Raw genomic sequence first — 18,069 nt, 5'->3', positions numbered from 1 at the left:
GGCGGTTCGTTGACGTTAGGTCGCCGTCCAACGCGTTAACAAGATGTTGACACGCGAGCAATAAGCGCAAAACCCCAGGTCACGATATGGGTGTCACGTCGACGGGGAACCCGTTGAGCACCGCCGTGCCCGACAGCGGGTCGAGCCGGCTCCCGTCGAGCAGCTGATTGACGTTGACCCCGGGGGTGGCCGCGGCGACCGCCATCCGGACGCCGTCCCGGTCGTGCCCCCAGCCGTGCGGCAGGCTCACCACTCCGCCGCGCACCGCGTCCGTCACCTCGACCGGAACCTCCAGCTCCCCTCCCTCCGCGCTGATCCGAGCCTGCTTTCCGTCCGTGAGGCCGAGCCGCGCCGCGTCGTCCGGGTGGACCTGGAGGGTGCAGCGGTTGCTGCCGCCGTTGAGCGACGCGATGTTGTGCATCCAGCTGTTGTTGGACCGCAGATGGCGGCGGCCCACGAGGACGAGCGCCGCGGGCCGTTCGTCCAGCGCGCGCCGCAGCCGGGGCAGGTCTGCGGCGACGGGCCGTGGCAGCAGTTCGATCTTCCCGCTGCGGGTCTTCAGTACCTGCGGAAGACGCGGCCGGAGCGGGCCGAGGTCGACACCGTGCGGATGGGCCAGCAGATCCTGGAGGGTCAGGTCGTACGGGCCCAGGCGCAGCATCATGTCGAGCCGCCGCTCGGGTCCGCCGCGGCCGGTGAGCGCGGCGGCGAGTTCCGCCGGGTCGCCGCCGTGGACGGGCGAGTGCGGTTCGGCGACGGCCTTGGTGAGGGCGCGCTCGATCACCAGGTCGTCCACGGCCGACGGGTCGGCGCCGTGCATGCCGCTCACCGCCAGGATCAGCCGGGCGTGGATCTCGCTCTCGTCCATGCGCCCCTCGTCCAGCGGGACGGCGGCGGGCGTGTAGCGCGCCTGGTTGTGCACGGCGAAGCCGTTGAAGGCGAAGTCGAAGTGGGCGCTCCGGGAGGGCGGCGGCGGAGGCAGGACGACATCGGCGTGCCGTGACGTCTCGTTGAGATAGGGGTCGACGCTGACCATGAAGTCCAGGTGCTCGCTCAGGGCGCGGTCGAGGCGCAGCCCGTCGGGCGCGGAGAGCACGGGGTTGGCGGCGATGGCCACGAGCGCGCGCACCCGGCCCTCCCCCGGGGTGTCGATCTCCTCGGCGAGCGCGGCCAGCGGCAGCTCTCCCTTGGCCTCGGCGTGGCCGGCCACGCGGCTCTTCCAGCGGCCGAGCGCGAACCCCTTGCCGGGCCCGGCCGGCTTCGGCGAGGGCACGGTGGCCGAGAGCGGGAAGAGGGCGCCGCCGGGGCGGTCGAGGTTGCCGGTGAGGATGTTCAGTACGTCGACGAGCCAGTTGGCCAGCGTCCCGAACTCGACGGTGGAACTGCCGACGCGGCCGTACACGGCTGCGGTGGGCGCGGCGGCGAGCCCGCGGGCCAGCAGCCGGATCTCGTCGGCGGGTACGTCGCAGGCGGCGGCCACGGCCTCCGGCGTGAAGTCCCGTACGGCTTCGCGGACTTCGGCCAGCCCTTCGACGTACTCCTCCAGGACACCGGGGGCGGCCAGCTTCTCCTCGAAGAGGACCTGGGCGAGCGCCGCCAGCAGCAGGGCGTCCGTGCCGGGCCTGATGGCGACGTGCCGGTCGGCGAGCTTCGCGGTGCGGGTGCGGCGCGGATCGACGACGACGAGCGTGCCGCCTCGGCGGCGCAGCGCCTTGAGCTTGCCGGGGAAGTCGGGGGCGGTGCACAGGCTGCCGTTGGAGTCCAGGGGGTTGGCGCCCAGCAGCAGCAGGTGGTCCGTACGGTCGAGGTCGGGCACCGGGATGGCGAACGGGTCGCCGAAGAGCAGTCCGCTGGAGACGTGCTTAGGCATCTGGTCGACGGTGCTGGCGGTGAAGAGGCTGCGGGTGCGCAGCAGCGAGAGCAGGACGGGCGGATAGAGCGCGCCGGCCATGGTGTGGACGTTGGGGTTGCCGAGTACGACGCCGACCGCGTGCGGTCCGTACTCCTCGATCAGGGGTCGCATCCGGGCGGCGACGAGGTCGAATGCCTCGCTCCAGGTCGCCTCCCGCAGCACGCCGTCCTCGCGGACGAGGGGCCCGGTCAGCCGGTCGGGGTCGGCGTCGAGCTCACCGAAGGACGCTCCCTTGGGGCAGATGAACCCCCGGCTGAAAACGTCGTCGCGATCACCGCGCGCGCCGGTGACCCTGGTCCCCTCGATGGTGAGGGTCAGGCCACAGGTGGCTTCGCAGAGCGGACAGATGCGCAGGGCGGTGCGGGACGCTGTGGCTTCGTCTTGACCGGGCATGAGCCCTCCAGGGGCGGCGGCGGTGGTGCGCGGGCACTGCCGAGCATACCGACCGGTAGGCATGGTGGGGAGGGCCCGGCGGCCCGAATCAGTCGAAGATCCGGGCCAGGTAGGCGTGCAGGACGGCGCGGGTCTCCGCGATCAGGTCCGGGTCCCCCGACGGGCCGACGCGGAAGGCCAGCTGGAGCAGGGCGTCGGCGGCCTCGACGGCGACCAGGACCGTCCGGCGCAGGGCCGGGTCCGGGGTGCGGCCGAGGTGAGCGGCCAGCAGGTCGGTCAGGCGGTCGGTGACGCGGTAGTCGATGTCGGCGCCGCCGGAGTCGGCCGCCCGGTCGCCCACCGGGATCTGGACGCCGAAGTCGACGAGGCGGAAGCCGGGGACGGTGCGCTTCATCGTGACGTACTCGTCGAGTACGGCGTCGATGGCGCCGCGCCAGTCCTCTCCCGGCATCGCGGAGATGCGGCCGCCGATCCGCTCGGCGTAGTGGTCGAGATTGCGCTGCGCGAGGGCGTCGGCCATGGCGCGCTTGTTGCCGAAGAAGCGGTACACGGACCCGATGGGCACGCCCGCGCGGGCGGCGACCGCGCGCGTACTGAGCTGCTCGTAGCCGCTCTCGTCGAGGAGTTGGGCGCAGGCGTCCAGTATCCGGGCGAGCCGGTCGGCGCTGCGCTGCTGCACGGGGGCTCGGCGAAGCGAGTTCGTTCGGGGCACGGTCCCCATGATGCCGACAGTCCCGGCGGGCGCGGCACCCGTTGAACGGGGAACGATTGCCGGCCGGGCGGCGGAGGGTCCCCGTTGACGAGCGGGCCCCGGAATCCTACTGTCACCCATAGGATTCCTTCGGCACCCCGGGAGCGGACGATGAGCGGCATCGAGCAGGCGAGGAAAGCGGCCGAGGGGCTGGCCCACTCCTCGGGCTTCGGCAACGAACACAGCTCGGAGGCCGTACCCGGCGCCCTGCCGCACGGCCGCAATTCACCCCAGCGCGCCCCGGTCGGCCTGTACGCCGAGCAGCTGAGCGGCTCGGCCTTCACCGAGCCGCGCGCCCACAACCGGCGCTCGTGGCTCTACCGGATCAGGCCGTCGGCCGCGCACCCCCCGTTCGCACGCACCGACAACGGCGACGTGCGCAGCGCGCCCTTCACCGAGACCGTCCCCGACCCGAACCGGCTGCGCTGGAACCCGCTGCCCGAGCCGGCGCCCGGTACGGACTTCCTGGCCGGGCTGTGGACGGTCGGCGGCAACGGCGACGTGACGCAGCGCACCGGCATGGCGATTCACCTCTACCACGCCAACGCCTCCATGACGGACCGGGTGTTCAGCGACGCCGACGGCGAACTGCTGATCGTTCCCGAGCGCGGCGGTCTGCTCCTGCGCACCGAGTTCGGCCTGCTGCGCTGCGAGCCCGGTCACATCGCGCTGATCCCGCGCGGCGTGCGCTTCCGCGTCGAACTCCTGGACGAGACGGCTCGCGGTTACGTCTGCGAGAACTACGGCCAGCCCTTCCAGCTCCCCGACCTCGGCCCGATCGGCGCGAACGGCCTCGCCAACGCCCGCGACTTCCTCGCCCCGGTCGCGGCGTACGAGGACGTCGAGGGTCCGGTGGAGGTGGTGAACAAGTTCTGCGGCAACCTCTGGGCCGCGACGTACGACCACTCGCCGCTCGACGTCGTCGCCTGGCACGGCAACCACGTTCCGTACGTCTACGACCTGCGGCGCTTCAATGTCATCGGCAGCATCAGCTACGACCACCCGGACCCGTCGATCTTCACGGTCCTCACCTCGCCGTCCGACACCCCCGGCCTGGCGGGCGTCGACTTCGTCGTCTTCGCGCCGCGCTGGCTGGTCGGCGAGGACACCTTCCGGCCGCCGTACTTCCACCGCAACGTGATGAGCGAGTACATGGGCCTGATCGAGGGCGCGTACGACGCGAAGGCCGAGGGATTCGTGCCGGGCGGCGGCTCGCTGCACAACATGATGTCGGCGCACGGGCCCGACCGTGAGACATTCGACCGCGCGAGCGCCGCCGAGCTGAAGCCGCAGAAGATCGACGACGGCCTGGCCTTCATGTTCGAGACGCGCTGGCCGGTCACGGCGACCGAGCAGGCGGCGACCTCCGACCACCTTCAGGCGGCGTACGACGACGTGTGGCAAGGTCTGCAACGCCACTTCGGGTCGTAGTACGAACCGTACCTACGGAGAAATGAAACCGTGACCGCATTCGCCCCCGACTCCCTGGTCCTAAACCGGAAGCTGCCGCTCTGGTACCAGGTCTCGCAGTCCCTGCGCGCTTCCATACTGGGCCGCACGCCCGACGCGGAGCTGCGGCTGCCCACCGAGGAGCAGCTCGCCGCCCACTACGGCGTGAGTGTGCTCACGATGCGGCAGGCGCTCAAGGAGCTGGAGGCCGAGGGTCTGATCAGCAGGCACCGGCGGCGCGGCACGTTCATCGAGCCGGGTGCCCGGCGCGGCGCCCCGCGCCGGCTGCTCGGCTCGATCGACGCGATCGTCGCCCAGCAGTCCGGGGAGCTGACGACGGTCCTGGGGCACGGGCCCACGCCCGTGCCCGGGGACCTCGTCGAGCACTTCCCGGACACCGACGAGGTGATCACCTACCGGCGGCTGCGCCGCGACGGCGAGAGCGGCGAGCCGACGAACTGGGCGGAGAACGCGGTGCGGCCGGAGATCGCCGCCGGTCTCGACGTGGCGGACCTCGAACGCTGGCCGATGACGAAGGTGCTGCGCGATGTGGTGGGCGTACGCATCGGCAAGATCACCGACACCGTCGAGGCCCGCCTCGCCGACCCCGAGACGGCGGATCTCCTCAAGGTCCCGCTGCTCAGCCCGATCCTGCACTACACGGGCGTGACGTACGACCGGGAGGGCCGCGTGGTGGACGTGGCCCGCATCCGCTACCGGGGCGACCGCTTCTCCTTCTCGGTGACGGTGGACGCGCACTGACCTGCCCGCCGCCCGCCGTGGCTACCATGCCCGCATGACTGCGAAGCGGTCCGGGGCCCCGGACACCGCCCCGTTGCTCGGTGAACTGATGCCCTGGTCGGTGGCTCCCCTGCGGCTGGGCCGCGGCTGGGTGCTGGCACCGGACAGCCGTACGCTGCGGGCCCGCTGGGACGCGCTGGTACGGGCCGACGGCGCCGGACGCGAGGAGCTGTTCGGGGCCACCCGGTCCCGTACGACGCACAGTTCGGTGGCGGCGCTGCCGGGGCAGCGGGCCGGTACGGGACGGCTCGCGCGGGAGAGCGGGCCCTGCCCGGAGCCGGTGCGTGTCCTGCACGGCCCCTTCGACGAGCAGTGGCTGATCCCGGACCACCGGCTGATCGACGCCGCCCGGCCGGAGCTGTGGCGGGTGGCCGACGACTCGCACCAGCTCTTCGCCGTGGAGCAGGGGTACGTGCCCGGGGCGGCGGCCGGGCCCGCGCTGCTGGTCGGCGCCCTGCTGCCGGACGGCCGCTCCCCGGCGGGCCGCCCCGGCCGCGTCCGCCCGCTGTACCGCCGCCCCGGTGGCCGTGAACCGAACCTGGCGCCGGGCCTCCTGCGGCTGCTGAGCGGACGTTACGGGCACGAGGTCACCGCCGGGGACGTGCTGGCGTGGGCGGTCGCGGTGGCGGAGGGGTCACCGGCGGGCGCGGTGGTTCCGCTGCCGGCCGCGGCGGAGGTCTGGGCGGCGGGGGTCGACCTGGGGCGGCGCATGACGGCCGTTCAGGTGCGCGGCGCGCGGGGCGGTGCCCGCCCCCGGCTGCCGGGCGGGCGTCGCCCGTACGTCCGGTCGGCGGTCACCGCGTGGCCCGCCGCCCTGCGGTACGACGCGGAGGCACAGGTGCTGCACCTCGGGGAGGGGCGCGTGTCGCCCGTACCGGCGGCGGCCTGGGAGTTTCACGCGGGCGGGGTGCGGGTGCTGGACATGTGGTTCGAGCGGCGTACGGCGGTGGGCGGGCCGGGGACGCTGGAGGCGATCCGCCCCACGGCGTGGCCCAGGGAGTGGACGTCCGACCTGCTGGAGCTGATCACGGTCCTGGCGCTGCTCGCCGAGCTGGACGCGGGCCGGGAGGAGCTGCGGTCCGGGGAGCGGATCACCCGTGGCGAGCTGACCCGGGCGGGAGTACTGCCGGTCCCGGAGGCGGCGCGACGCCCGGCATCGGTCCTGGACCACCAGGAGGAGGGCCCGGAGGGCCAGTTCGCGCTGCTCTAGGCACCGACGACGATCCGGTTGGTACGGCACGGCCTGCGGACCCTGATCAAGTCCGGCCACGCCGGGGGCCCTTACGCTGCTCGGCCACTCGCCGGACAGTCCGTCGCCGTCCATGGCCCGCACTTCCACGCCTCGGAGATCCGGGTCGGCGAATACCTGCTGTTCGACTACGCGGTGACCAACACGCATCCCCCGGCATCACTTACCTAGGGCACGAAGAGGAGGAACACTCCGACGAACCCGGCGGCGCCGAGAACGGTTCCGGTGACGGCGGTCCACATGCGCCCGATGCCCTGACCCGCGTAGTACATGCCCGCCACTCCGAAGGTGACAGAGAGGGGTCCGGCGAGGAGCGCCACGGGGAACAGGGGCACCCAAGGCCAGATCGCGGTGACGGCCCCGAGGACCAGCGCGGTGGGCCCCAGCGCGACGGCGGGCGTGTCGGTCCGGTCGTGCACGGTCGGTTCGGGCATGGCTCGCTCCCCCATTTGAACGTGTTCAAATTCCGTGCCGATCGTACCAACGGGGCACGGCCAAGGTGCGGTTGGGGCCGTGACACGACCAAGCCCCCGCCACTCGGGCGGGGGCTCGGGGGCAGCGGCGACCCGGACGGGAGCCTCCCGCCGCTACGTGAAGCTGTTCACCACGCGTTCCAGCATCCGCTCGAACGCGCCGTCCGGATCGACCGGTCCGGCGCCCTCGGCGAACGCCCTGGCCATCCTCGGGTACTTGCCCGTGGCGAGCTCGCGCCCGAGGTAGGCGATCCGCGTCGCGTCCTCCTGCTCCTGCGACCACGGCAGCGACCGCGCCCGCTCGGCCGTCGCGAGCTCGTGGGTGACGTACGTCGTCACCATGCCGTTGACCATCGCCACCAGTTCCAGCTTCGTCCCGGGCGGCGCGTCCAGCCCCTCCAGACAGTCGAGGCAGTACTCCAGATACCGGAGCACGTTGGGGCTGAAGCCGTAGACCGGTGACATGAGCCCCGGCAGCCACGGGTGACGGTGCATCAGGGCCCGCGCCCGGCGTCCGAGCGCGATCATCTCCGCCCGCCAGTCGCCCGACGGCTCCCCGGACAGGTCGTACTCCGCGCTGACGGCGTCGACCATCAGCTCGTACAGGTCCTCCTTGCGCGGCACGTAGTTGTAGAGCGACATCGTGCCGCAGCCGATCTCCGCGGCCACTCTGCGCATCGAGACCGCGTCGAGTCCGTCCGCGTCCGCGATCCGCACCGCCGCCGCCGCGATGTCGGCGCGGCTGTACGCCGGCCTGGGTCCGCGGCCGGCCCGTTCGGGGCGGGCCCAGATCACCTCGGGTGTCGCGGAACGCCCGCCGACTGCCATGGATCATCACCTCGCCCACCATCCTAGTTACGTACAGCGTACGTAGTGCGGTACGGTGGGCCGCATGACAACTACGTACGCTGTACTTAGTGAGGGTCTGGAGAAGCGGTTCGGTGATGTCCACGCCCTGCGGGGCCTGGACCTGGCCGTCGAGCAGGGCACCGTCTGCGGCATCCTCGGCCCGAACGGCGCCGGCAAGACCACCGCCGTCCGCGTCCTCACCACCCTCACGGCCCCCGACTCGGGCACGGCCACCGTGGCGGGCCACGACGTCCGCACGGACCCCGGCGCGGTGCGCCGGTCGATCGGTGTCACCGGCCAGGCCACCTCCGTGGACGGCGAACTCTCCGGCCGCCAGAACCTGCGCCTCTTCGCCCGGCTGCTGCGCATCAGGGGCGCGGCGGGCCCCGCCCGCGCCGACGAGCTCCTCGAACGCTTCGAGCTCACCGAGGCCGCCGACCGCCCCGCCCGCACCTACTCGGGCGGCATGCGCCGCCGGCTCGATCTCGCGGCCGGCCTGCTCGTCCGGCCCGCGGTGCTGTTCCTCGACGAGCCGACCACCGGGCTCGACCCGTACAGCAGGAACCAGATCCGGGACGCGGTACGCGACCTGGCCGGCCGGGGCACCACCGTGCTGCTCACCACCCAGTACCTGGAGGAGGCGGATCAGCTGGCCGACGGCATCGTGCTCATCGACCGGGGCCGGGCCGTCGTCACGGGCACCCCCGCCTCACTCAAGGCCCGTATCGGCTCGTACGCCGAAGTGGTCGTCACCGACGCGTCCGCGATGCTTCCCGCGGCCGCCGTACTCGACCAGCTCACCGGCACCGAACCGGCTCTCGACCACGAGCGCCGGGCGGTCGGGGCCGTCGCGGCCGACCCCGCGCTCACCCTCCCCCGCATCGTCCTCGAACTCGACGCGGCGGGCGTGCCGGTCGTCGACGCGAGCCTGCGGCCCCCGACCCTCGACGAGGTCTTCCTGCGCCTGACCGACCGCCGTCCCGCCCCCGCCACCAGCCCCTTCAAGGAGCGCGCCGCATGAGCACGATCGCGTACGACGGCACGGCCGTGCTCGGCCGTCACCTCCGGCGCATCAGGCACGCACCGGGCGTGCTGATCCTGACGCAGACCATGCCGATCACCATGCTGCTGTTCTTCGGCTACGTCTTCGGCAGCGCGCTCGCCGTGCCGGGCCAGGAGTACCGCGCCTTCCTGGTGCCGGGCCTGCTGGCCGCGACCGCCGCCAACGGCGTCATGACCGGCATGTTCCAGGCCGCCCAGGACTCCCACCGCGGCGTGATGGACCGGTTCCGCACGATGCCGATGAGCCGGACGGCGGTGCCGCTCGGCCAGACCGCCGCCGACCTGCTGGTCACGGCCGCCGGCACGGTGCCACTCGCCCTGGTGGGGCTCGCGGTCGGCTGGCGCGTGGAGGGCGGGGCGCTCGCGGCACTCGGCGCCTTCGGGCTCCTCGCCCTGTTCCGCTTCGCCGCCGCCTGGGTCGGCTGCTGCCTGGGCCTGCTCATCCACAACGAGGAGGCGGCCGGCCAACTCGGCAGCGCCACCTTCGTCCTGCCGCTGATGTCCGGCGCGTACATCCCCACCGACAACCTGCCGGGCGGGCTGCGCGCGGTCGCCGAGTGGAACCCGATCAGCGCCGTGGCCGCCGCCGTGCGCGACCTCTGCGGGAACGCCGAGCCGGCCGCCGGCGCCGCCTGGCCCGTCGCCCACCCGGTGGCCGGGACGCTCGCCTGGTCGCTGGTCCTGCTGGCGGTCTTCGTCCCGCTCACCGTCCGCGCGTACGCGAACAGCGGACGCTGAGCGAGAGCCCGGTGTTGTACGGGCCGGCCGGTTCGCACACCGGTTCCCCGGGGTTCTCCGCCACCCTGTCCGGGTGACAAAGGTGTGACGTACACGATAGTCAGTTGTCTCATGAGCACTCAGCCGCTGCCCCTGGACGGGATCACCGTCGTCGCCGTCGAACAAGCTGTCTCGGCGCCCTTCGCCACCCGCCAGCTCGCGGACCTCGGCGCCCGCGTGATCAAGATCGAGCGACCGGACGGCGGCGACTTCGCCCGGGGCTACGACACCGCCGCGCGCGGCCTCGCCTCGCACTTCGTGTGGTGCAACCGCGGCAAGGAGTCCCTCGCCGTGGATCTGAAGGACCCGCGCGGTCTGGAAGCGGTACGCCGGCTCGTCGCCGGAGCCGACGTGTTCGTGCAGAACCTCGCCAACGGCGCGGCGGCGCGGCTCGGGCTGGACGCGGCGACCCTGTGCGCGGCGCACCCCCGGCTCATCGCGGTCGACATCTCCGGTTACGGGGCACGGGGGCCGTACGCCGACAAGCGGGCGTACGACATGCTCGTCCAGTGCGAGGCGGGGCTCGTGTCGGTGACCGGCACCCCCGAGCAGCCGGCGAAGGCGGGCATCCCGGCGGCCGACATCGCCGCGGCGATGTACGCGTTCTCCGGGGTACTGGCCGCACTGCTGCGGCGCGCGAATACGGGCCTCGGCGGACCGGTCGAGATCTCGATGCTGGAGGCGCTCGGCGAGTGGATGGGGCATCCGCTGCACCACGGGATGCACGGGGGCGAGGCCCCGGCTCGTACCGGGGTCGCGCACGCCGTCATCGCGCCGTACGACGCCTACCCGACGGCGGACGGCGGACAGGTGCTGCTGTCGGTGCAGAACGACCGGGAGTGGCGCCGCCTGGCCGAACGCGTGCTCCGGCGGCCGGAACTGGCGGAAGATCCCGCCTTCGCCACGAACACCGCCCGGACCGGCAACCGGGCCAAGACGGACGCGGTGGTCGGGGAGGCGCTGGGAGCGATGAGCGCGGCGGAGGCGATCGCGGCGCTGGAGGCGGCCGGGATCGCCTGCGCGCGGCTGAACACGGTGGCCGACGTGGCGGCGCATCCCCAGCTGGCGGCGCGGAACCGGTGGCGGGACATCGGCTCACCGGTGGGGCCGCTGCGGGCGATGCTGCCGCCGATCACGATGCCGGGCGGGCCGGAGCCGCTGATGGGTCCGGTTCCCGCACTCGGCGAACACACCGACGCGCTTCTGCACGGCCTGGGGATGACGGACACGCAGATAGCAGCGCTGCGCCGGGACGGTGTGATCGCCTGAGCGCGTTCGCGACTCGGATTCCGCTCCGCGTCAGCGGCGGCTGCCGAAGAGCGATCGACGCAGCCGTCGCAGCGGAGCGAAGAGCGAGACGCGCGCGCTCCTGCTCGTCCGCGAGTGCGCGAGATCACGTGACGTGAGCTCGCGCATCAGCAGCGTCGCCTCGGCCGTCTCACCGAGCGGAACCGCTGGTCCGCCGAGCACCGCGAGATGGCGGTCGAGGCGCGAGCTGGTCGCGCCGCTCCCGCATGTGATCGCAGGCACTCGAGGCCTGCTGCGCACCGTTATCTGTTCCATGTCACTCCCCACCCGTACGAGGGCACCCGGCCCGGGCAGGTTAACCCTATCGCCCCGTCCAGACACTCGTGTATCCCGCCCGGTGTGATTCACCACCCCTGTACGGGTGTTGACGATCACTTGACGATTACTCTCCGAATACAGCCGATTCCAGGGCGAGTTGGACAGTTTGCGCACCCGAGCCCTTCCGCGCGAGGGGATGCGTACCCAAAGGGGCGTCAACTTACCTGAGTTGAGCTAACTTTGAGTGGTTTCCACCGCGATGCCGCACCGCCGCGGACAGGGGTCGCCAGTGAGTACACATCCGGGCAGCAGTGCACAGAGGGTGATCGCGGGCCGGTACCGCCTGCTGGCGCCGCTGGGCGAGGGCGGTATGGGGGTCGTGTGGCGCGCCCGCGACGAGGTGCTCGGACGGGAGGTCGCCGTCAAGGAGGTCAGAGCCCCCTCCGGGCTCGGCGCCACCGACGGCCGGCGGCTGTACGCGCGGCTGGAGCGCGAGGCGTGGGCGGCGGCCCGGATCTCACACCCCAATGTGATCACCGTGTACGACGTGGCGACCGAGGACGGCCGTCCGTGGATCGTGATGGAGCTGGTGCGCGGGCTGTCGCTCTCCGACGTACTGGACAGCGAGGGGCCGATGACCCCGCAGCGGGCCGCGCGGATCGGCGCGGAGGTACTGGCGGCCCTGCGCGCCGCGCACGGGGCGGGCGTACTGCACCGGGACGTGAAACCCGCCAATGTGCTGATCGCCAATGACGGCCGCGTCGTTCTGACGGACTTCGGCATCGCGACGGTCGAGGGCACCTCGGCGCTCACGATGACCGGCGAGCTGATCGGATCGCCGGAATTCCTCGCCCCGGAGCGGGCGATGGGGCGTACACCGGGGCCGGAGTCGGACCTGTGGTCGCTCGGAGTGCTGCTGTACGCCGCCGTCGAGGGCCACTCGCCGTTCCGCCAGGACACCCCCCTCTCGACCCTGCGCGCCGTGGTTGACGAGGAACTGCCGCGCCCCGTACGGGCGGGAGCACTGGCGCCGGTCGTCGAGGGGCTGCTGCGCAAGGAGCCGGCCGAGCGGATGTCCGCGGCGGAGGCGGAGCGTCTGCTGCGGACCGTGGGGGCGGGAGGTGCGCCGCACACCGCGACGGGGCCGGCAGGGCCGTACGGCCCGCCGGTCACAGGCTCCACGGCGGTCGGCGGATCGTCACCGCACGGCGGCCCCGTACCTCTTCCGGTACCGTCGCCCCTCCCTGCGGCCACGACCACGGCCACGGATTCGGCCACTCCCCCGGGCGCGTCCCGGCGGGGGCTCGCGGTGCTGGTGGCGGGGGTGGCCGCGCTGCTGCTCGCGGCCGGCGGGATCACCTGGGCCCTGCTGAACGCCGACGACGACCCGGGCACGACCACGGGCGGAGTCACGACGGGCGGCACGGCCGACGGCGGTGGCGGCGGCGACAGCGGCAATGGCGCTACGGGGTCCGGAGGTGGCGGTGGCGATGACAGCGGCGGCACGGACAACGGCGGTACGGGCGGCGGCGGTACGGGCGGCCCCACCGGCGGCGACACGGGAAGCGGCGGCGGGAGCGGCGGGCCCGGTGGCAGCAGCGCGAACGGCGGGAACGGCAACGGGGGTGGCGGGGGCACGGCGACTCCGCCGCACCACTCCGTCGAAGTCACGGTCACCGCGCTGACCGGCGGTTACTCCGGCGCGTGCCCGCCGCCCGAGGCCGAGGCACCGTCCTTCACCGCGACGTTCACGGTCGGGCGCGTCCCCGTGGAGGTGGGCTACCGGTGGGTGACCAGCAGCGGCGAGTCCTCCGCATCCGGCTGGAAGACGCTGAGTTTCGGCGCGGGCGAGGGGAAGTCGAAGCGGGTGAACCACACGGAGACGGCGTACGAGGAAGGCGGGACGCGCCGGGACGAGATCCGTGTGGAGGTCAGGAGCCCGGTGCGGGCGACGTCCGGCTCCGTACCGTTCTCTGTGACCTGCGAGCAGGAGACCCCGACGGACGGGGCCTCCCACCCGGCCGGTGGGCCGGCGGACGGTCGCGGCTCAGGCGGCTGAGGTGAAGACGGGCAGGTAGCCGCCCGACTGGCCTGCCGCGGTCGGGTGATAGGACTCGCCGATGTTGGTCCACTTCACGCTGTGCAGCCACGGCGCCGACGAGCAGATCTCGTGGCCCGCGAAGGCCGGGGCGACATCGGCGAAGGTGTAGCCGTGGTCCGCCGCCCGCTTGGCGGTGGCGGCGTTCAGGTAGTCGGAGGCGCCGTTGATCGCGGCGCGTTCCCGCTCGGTGAGCCCGGCGATGCAACTGCCGTTGAGCTTGTAGAAGCGGGGGTAGCCGATGACGACGACGTGCGCCGTGGTGGCCTTCGCTCTGATCGCCCCGTACACGGAGTCGAGCTTGCCGGGCAGGGTGGAGTCGACGTACGCGCGCGCTTCGGCGATCCGGGCCAGGCAGGCGGACTCGGACTGGGTGACGCACGTCGTCATGACGTCCGCGAAGCCGGCGTCGTTGCCGCCGACGGTGAGGGAGACGAGGTCGGTCGAGGGGGTGAGCGGGGCGAGCTGACTGGCGGTCACATCACCCGTACGAGCGCCCGAGCAAGCGGTGAACGCGAACGTCGAGGGTGGATGTGCGGCCGCCCACAGCGCCGGGTAGGCGCGCGGAGTGCGCTTGCAGGCACCGCTGGCGCTGTCGTAGTTGCCGGCTCCGACGCCCGAGGAATAGGAGTCGCCGAGGGCCACATAGTCCAGGGATTCGGCTTGTTGGGCCGCCTGCGCCGCGCTCGCCCCGGTGAGGGCGAGGGCCACGGTGAGCAGGAGTGAGGATGAGAACGCCGCGATTCGGGACAGTTTCATGGAACCTCCCTTAGCAGGATTTCCGCCTCAACTGTCGTAGCAGTCCCCATACATCACCGGAAGTGTCCATGCCAAGAACTTTGGCGGGGATCTTCCCCACAATCCCTCCGCATCCTTGACGCGCCCGAGCGGGCTGCGCGACATTGAAGCCCGGCATCCGGCGCGTCGGGGGGCAAAGTCGCCAATGCAGACCATCGGTAACAAGCCATTAGTACGGGTGACGGACTCGCTGCCCGCGCTCGCGGGCGCGGCGCTCGCCGTATCGGGGGTCGGCGCCGTCCTGGCGCTCGCTGATCTGGCGTCACCCCTTCGCGCGCCGTTCACTCTCTTCTTCCTGATCGTGGCGCCGGCCTGGGCCGTGGCCGCCGCGCTGCCAGGACTCGAACCGTTCGGCCGCCTGGTCGCCTCGGCGGCGGGGGCCGTCGCGCTCAACCTGCTGGTGGCCCAGGTGATGCTGGCCACGCACGTCTGGTCGATCAGGGGCGGGGTCGCGGCGATCGCCGCGATCAGCGCCCTGCTCTTCCTCCTGGCGCTGGTCCGGACACGGGTCCGGCGCCCCGGAGGCTCCTTGGCGGGAAGGCGGACCTCCTGACATGGACATCAGCGTGCACCGTCCCGGCGACCTCGGCGCCGCCGACCGGGAAGCCTGGACCGCGATGCAGTCCAAGGCCCACCTCCACGGTTCACCGGAGCTGGCGAACCCGTTCCTCTCGCCCGAGTTCACGCTGGCCCTCAGCCGCTACCGGCGCGGGGTGCGGATCGCCGTCGTACGCGAGGACGGTGAGCCGGTCGCCTTCTTCCCGCACCACAGATCCGCCACCGGCGTCGGCCGGGCCGTCGGCCTCGGGGTCTCGGACAGTCAGGGCCTGGTACACGGTCCCGGCTTCACCTGGGACGCGCGGGAACTGCTGCGGGCGTGCGGGCTCGCGGTGTGGGAGTTCGACCATCTGACGCAGGGACAGACGGCGTTCGACGCGGGCGTCACCGGTTCGTTCCCGTCGCCCGTGATCGACACGCAGGACGGGTACGAGGCGTATCTCGCGTACCTGCGGGAGAACTCGCCGAAGTTCCTCAAGTCGACGCTGGCCAAGGAACGCAAACTGATCCGGTCGGTGGGCGAGCTGAAGTACGTGCACGACGAGCGCGACCCGGCCGCACTGCGGACGCTGATGCACTGGAAGTCCGCGCAGTACCGCAGGACGGGGCGCAGCGACCGCTTCACCCAGCCCTGGATCGTCGGGCTCGTCGACCATCTGTTCCACACCCGGACACCGTCCTTCGGCGGTCTGCTCTCGGTGCTCTACGCGGACGGCCGGCCGATCGCCGCGCATTTCGGTCCGCGGTCCGAAAGGATCTTCTCCTGCTGGTTCCCGGCCTATGATCCCGAGTTTGCGAAATTCTCGCCGGGCCTGCTCATGCATCTGCGTATCGCGGAGGCGGCGGCTGCCGACGGTATCGCGTACATCGATCTCGGCCGCGGCCAGAAGGAGTACAAGGATTCCCTCAAGACCCGCGAAATCATGGTCTCGGAGGGTTGGATGATGCGCCGTCATCCGGTGGCGTTCGGACACTGGGCACACCGTGCCCCGCTCCGGGCGTTGCGCAATACGGTCGTAGAACGGCCGGAACTGTTCGAGCCCGCCGATAAGCTGCTCAAACGGATGGGTGAATTCCGATCGGGACGGTCTCGTATGTGACCGCAACTGTACGGCCAAAACGTAAAAAAGCGAGGCAGCGTTCCAGGCCTTGCCATACAGTCCCAATCATCAATACCGTCGTCATTCCACCCGCAACGGTCCATCATGCAAAGCGGCTCTAGGGGAGGGCTCAAGCGTCGCGATGGGAGACCGGGGCGGGGCGCGGTAGGGGGGTGCGTGCTCGGCGATCTTCACTGTGCCGAGTCGCGTGCCGCGCGGGAAGGCTGTGCCTGCTCGCCCGGCCAGTACGGAGTGTCAATCCGTCATGGCCCGGTGAGAACCCCCCTTTCGAACCGGAAACTCATCCGGACAGCCCGGGGGCGGGCGGTCCACCGGTGGAGAGGGAAAAGACTCATGAGCTCATTCCTCCGCCCTGCGATCGATTCGGTCGACGCGACCGAGGGGCAAGATCCGTCAATGGCCGGCAGTACCTACCGGCCGATCTCTTCACATCTCGCCATAGCACCGCCGGTCAGTGTCGTGATCCCCGCCATGAATGAGGCGGAGAATCTCCCGTACGTCTTCAAGACCCTTCCGCCCTGGATCCACGAAGTGATTCTGGTGGACGGGAATTCGACGGACGACACGGTCCGGGTGGCCCGTGATCTCTGGCCGGGGATCAAGGTCGTCGAGCAGCGCGGAAAAGGCAAGGGCGACGCACTGATCAGCGGATTCGCCGCCTGCACGGGCGAGATCATCGTAATGATCGACGCGGACGGTTCCGCCGACGGCCGCGAGATAGTCAGCTATGTGTCGGCGCTCGTCTCGGGGGCCGATTTCGCCAAGGGCTCCCGCTTCGCCAACGGCGGTGGCACGGACGACATGACGCCGGTCCGCAAGCTCGGCAACCGGGTGCTGTGCGCCGTGGTCAACGCCAAGTTCGGCGCCCGCTACACGGACCTGTGCTACGGCTACAACGCCTTCTGGCGGCACTGCCTCGACAAGATCGACCTCGACTGCACGGGCTTCGAGGTCGAGACCCTGATGAACATCCGGGTGGTCAAGGCCGGCCTGCGGGTCCAGGAGATCCCCAGCCACGAGTACGTCCGTATCCACGGCATGAGCAACCTCAGAGCCGTACGGGACGGCCTGCGCGTGCTCAGAGTGATCCTGAAGGAGCAGGGCAAGCGGCGCGCCGGACGCCGCCGCCCGCCGGTCTTCGCGCCGGGCGCCAGCCGGGGAGAGGTGTCTTGAGCCACCCGGACATCTCGGTGGTGATCTGTGTGTACACCGAGGACCGCTGGGAGGACATCCTCGCGGCGGTCGGCTCGGTGCGCCGCCAGTCCCGGCCCGCCGCCGAGACACTGCTGGTCGTGGACCACAATCCGGCGCTGCTCAAGCGGCTCGGCCAGGAGTACGGGGAAGACCACGAGGAGGTGCGGGTGCTCGCCAACGCGGGCCCCCGCGGCCTCTCCGCGGGCCGCAACACGGGGATCGCCGCCGCCCGCGGCGAGATCGTCGCCTTCCTCGACGACGACGCCGTGGCCGAACGCGACTGGCTGCGCCACTTCGCCGAGGGCTACGCGGACCCGCGTGTGATGGCCGTCGGCGGCCGCACCGTCCCCGCGTGGGCGTCCGGCCGCCGGCCCGACTGGTTCCCCGAGGAGTTCGACTGGGTCGTCGGCTGTACGTACAAGGGCCTGCCGCCCGGACGGGTACGGGTGCGCAACGTGCTGGGCGGGAACGCCTCCTTCCGCAAGTCGGCGTTCGACGTCGTGGGCGGCTTCGCCACCGGCATCGGCAGGGACGGCGACAAACGGCCGCTGGGCTGCGAGGAGACGGAGCTGTGCATCCGGCTCAGCCAGGCGCTTCCGGACGCGGTGCTGCTGATCGACGACCGCTCGGTGATCCACCACAAGGTTCCGGCGGTGCGGGAGCGGTTCGGTTACTTCCGTACGCGGGCGTACGCCGAGGGGCTGTCGAAGGCGCTGGTGGCCCGGAGTGTGGGCGCGGGCAAGGGGCTGGAGTCGGAGCGCCGCTACACCACCCGGGTGCTCCCGGCGGGGGTCGCCCGCGGGCTGCGCGACGCGGCGCTCGGGCGGCCGGGCGGCGCGGGGCGGGCCGGGGCGATCGTGGCCGGCGTGGCGGCGGCGGCCGGGGGCTACGTGCTCGGCAGCCTCCGTGCCCGGGGAGGCACCAGCACGTTCACGGTGCCGGGCCGGACGCCCGCGAGCGGCCCCGCCACCGTTCCCGGGAGACCTCCCGCACGGGGCGGTACGCGGTGAACCGGCCG

Annotated in this window: 17 protein-coding genes; 11 read left to right on the top strand and 6 right to left on the bottom strand. The window is 71.9% G+C overall.

The window, feature by feature from the left end:
* Positions 1 to 79 precede the first annotated feature (79 nt).
* A complete protein-coding gene (locus AS594_RS27340; RefSeq protein WP_069929506.1) occupies positions 80 to 2,305 on the bottom strand; it encodes a molybdopterin oxidoreductase family protein in 2,226 nt (741 codons plus the stop codon).
* Positions 2,306 to 2,393: 88 nt separating this feature from the next.
* Positions 2,394 to 3,026 carry a TetR/AcrR family transcriptional regulator gene (locus tag AS594_RS27335; RefSeq protein WP_069932150.1) on the bottom strand — a complete coding sequence of 211 codons (633 nt, stop codon included), beginning with the start codon at positions 3,024 to 3,026 and terminating at the stop codon, positions 2,394 to 2,396.
* A gap of 141 nt (positions 3,027 to 3,167) precedes the next feature.
* Here AS594_RS27335 and hmgA point away from each other — a divergent pair, with 141 nt between their 5' ends.
* From hmgA to AS594_RS27320, 3 genes are read left to right on the top strand one after another with little or no spacing between them, the layout of a single operon-like run.
* Positions 3,168 to 4,487, top strand: a complete 1,320-nt coding sequence (gene hmgA, locus AS594_RS27330) for a homogentisate 1,2-dioxygenase (protein WP_069935456.1) — start codon at positions 3,168 to 3,170, stop codon at positions 4,485 to 4,487.
* A gap of 30 nt (positions 4,488 to 4,517) precedes the next feature.
* Positions 4,518 to 5,267 (top strand): GntR family transcriptional regulator, encoded by a 750-nt coding sequence (locus AS594_RS27325; RefSeq protein WP_069929503.1) that lies wholly within the window; start codon positions 4,518 to 4,520, stop codon positions 5,265 to 5,267.
* A gap of 34 nt (positions 5,268 to 5,301) precedes the next feature.
* Entirely contained in the window at positions 5,302 to 6,516 is a 1,215-nt protein-coding gene (locus AS594_RS27320; protein WP_069929502.1) for a type ISP restriction/modification enzyme, read from the top strand.
* Positions 6,517 to 6,722: 206 nt separating this feature from the next.
* Here AS594_RS27320 and AS594_RS27310 read toward each other — a convergent pair whose 3' ends face one another.
* Positions 6,723 to 6,989, bottom strand: coding sequence for a hypothetical protein (locus AS594_RS27310; RefSeq protein WP_069929500.1), 267 nt, complete (start codon positions 6,987 to 6,989; stop codon positions 6,723 to 6,725).
* A 153-nt stretch (positions 6,990 to 7,142) separates the two neighbouring features.
* Entirely contained in the window at positions 7,143 to 7,856 is a 714-nt protein-coding gene (locus AS594_RS27305; protein WP_069929499.1) for a TetR/AcrR family transcriptional regulator, read from the bottom strand.
* 64 nt (positions 7,857 to 7,920) lie between these two features.
* On the opposite strand from AS594_RS27305, the gene AS594_RS27300 reads away from it, so the two are divergent.
* From AS594_RS27300 to AS594_RS27290, 3 genes are all read left to right on the top strand, one after another.
* Positions 7,921 to 8,898: an ATP-binding cassette domain-containing protein gene (locus AS594_RS27300; protein WP_069929498.1), complete on the top strand. Its 978-nt coding sequence runs from the start codon at positions 7,921 to 7,923 to the stop codon at positions 8,896 to 8,898.
* Entirely contained in the window at positions 8,895 to 9,677 is a 783-nt protein-coding gene (locus AS594_RS27295; RefSeq protein WP_069929497.1) for an ABC transporter permease, read from the top strand. The genes AS594_RS27300 and AS594_RS27295 overlap by 4 nt, the downstream gene beginning before the upstream one ends.
* Before the next feature lie 111 nt (positions 9,678 to 9,788).
* Positions 9,789 to 10,985: a CaiB/BaiF CoA transferase family protein gene (locus AS594_RS27290; RefSeq protein WP_069929496.1), complete on the top strand. Its 1,197-nt coding sequence runs from the start codon at positions 9,789 to 9,791 to the stop codon at positions 10,983 to 10,985.
* A 30-nt stretch (positions 10,986 to 11,015) separates the two neighbouring features.
* On the opposite strand, the gene AS594_RS27285 is transcribed toward AS594_RS27290, so the two are convergent.
* Positions 11,016 to 11,279 carry a hypothetical protein gene (locus AS594_RS27285; protein ID WP_069929495.1) on the bottom strand — a complete coding sequence of 88 codons (264 nt, stop codon included), beginning with the start codon at positions 11,277 to 11,279 and terminating at the stop codon, positions 11,016 to 11,018.
* A gap of 262 nt (positions 11,280 to 11,541) precedes the next feature.
* On the opposite strand from AS594_RS27285, the gene AS594_RS27280 reads away from it, so the two are divergent.
* On the top strand, positions 11,542 to 13,341 hold the full coding sequence (locus tag AS594_RS27280; protein WP_069935992.1) for a serine/threonine-protein kinase: 1,800 nt from the start codon (positions 11,542 to 11,544) through the stop codon (positions 13,339 to 13,341).
* On the opposite strand, the gene AS594_RS27275 is transcribed toward AS594_RS27280, so the two are convergent.
* The gene (locus AS594_RS27275) at positions 13,330 to 14,139 is read right to left on the bottom strand and encodes an SGNH/GDSL hydrolase family protein (RefSeq protein WP_069929494.1); all 810 of its coding nucleotides are present in this window, start codon (positions 14,137 to 14,139) and stop codon (positions 13,330 to 13,332) included. The genes AS594_RS27280 and AS594_RS27275 overlap by 12 nt on opposite strands.
* Positions 14,140 to 14,323: 184 nt before the next feature.
* Here AS594_RS27275 and AS594_RS27270 point away from each other — a divergent pair, with 184 nt between their 5' ends.
* From AS594_RS27270 to AS594_RS27255, 4 genes are all read left to right on the top strand, one after another.
* The gene (locus tag AS594_RS27270) at positions 14,324 to 14,731 is read left to right on the top strand and encodes a hypothetical protein (RefSeq protein ID WP_069929493.1); all 408 of its coding nucleotides are present in this window, start codon (positions 14,324 to 14,326) and stop codon (positions 14,729 to 14,731) included.
* Position 14,732: 1 nt separating this feature from the next.
* The gene (locus tag AS594_RS27265) at positions 14,733 to 15,836 is read left to right on the top strand and encodes a GNAT family N-acetyltransferase (RefSeq protein WP_069929492.1); all 1,104 of its coding nucleotides are present in this window, start codon (positions 14,733 to 14,735) and stop codon (positions 15,834 to 15,836) included.
* A gap of 354 nt (positions 15,837 to 16,190) precedes the next feature.
* Positions 16,191 to 17,030, top strand: coding sequence for a glycosyltransferase family 2 protein (locus AS594_RS27260; RefSeq protein WP_069935455.1), 840 nt, complete (start codon positions 16,191 to 16,193; stop codon positions 17,028 to 17,030).
* Entirely contained in the window at positions 17,027 to 18,061 is a 1,035-nt protein-coding gene (locus tag AS594_RS27255) for a glycosyltransferase family 2 protein (RefSeq protein WP_069929490.1), read from the top strand. Before AS594_RS27260 ends, AS594_RS27255 begins: the two co-directional genes overlap by 4 nt.
* The last annotated feature ends 8 nt before the right edge of the window (positions 18,062 to 18,069 follow it).

The organism is Streptomyces agglomeratus, from assembly GCF_001746415.1.
GTDB classification, from domain to species: domain Bacteria; phylum Actinomycetota; class Actinomycetes; order Streptomycetales; family Streptomycetaceae; genus Streptomyces; species Streptomyces agglomeratus.
This window is presented reverse-complemented; position numbering and strand designations above follow the sequence as displayed.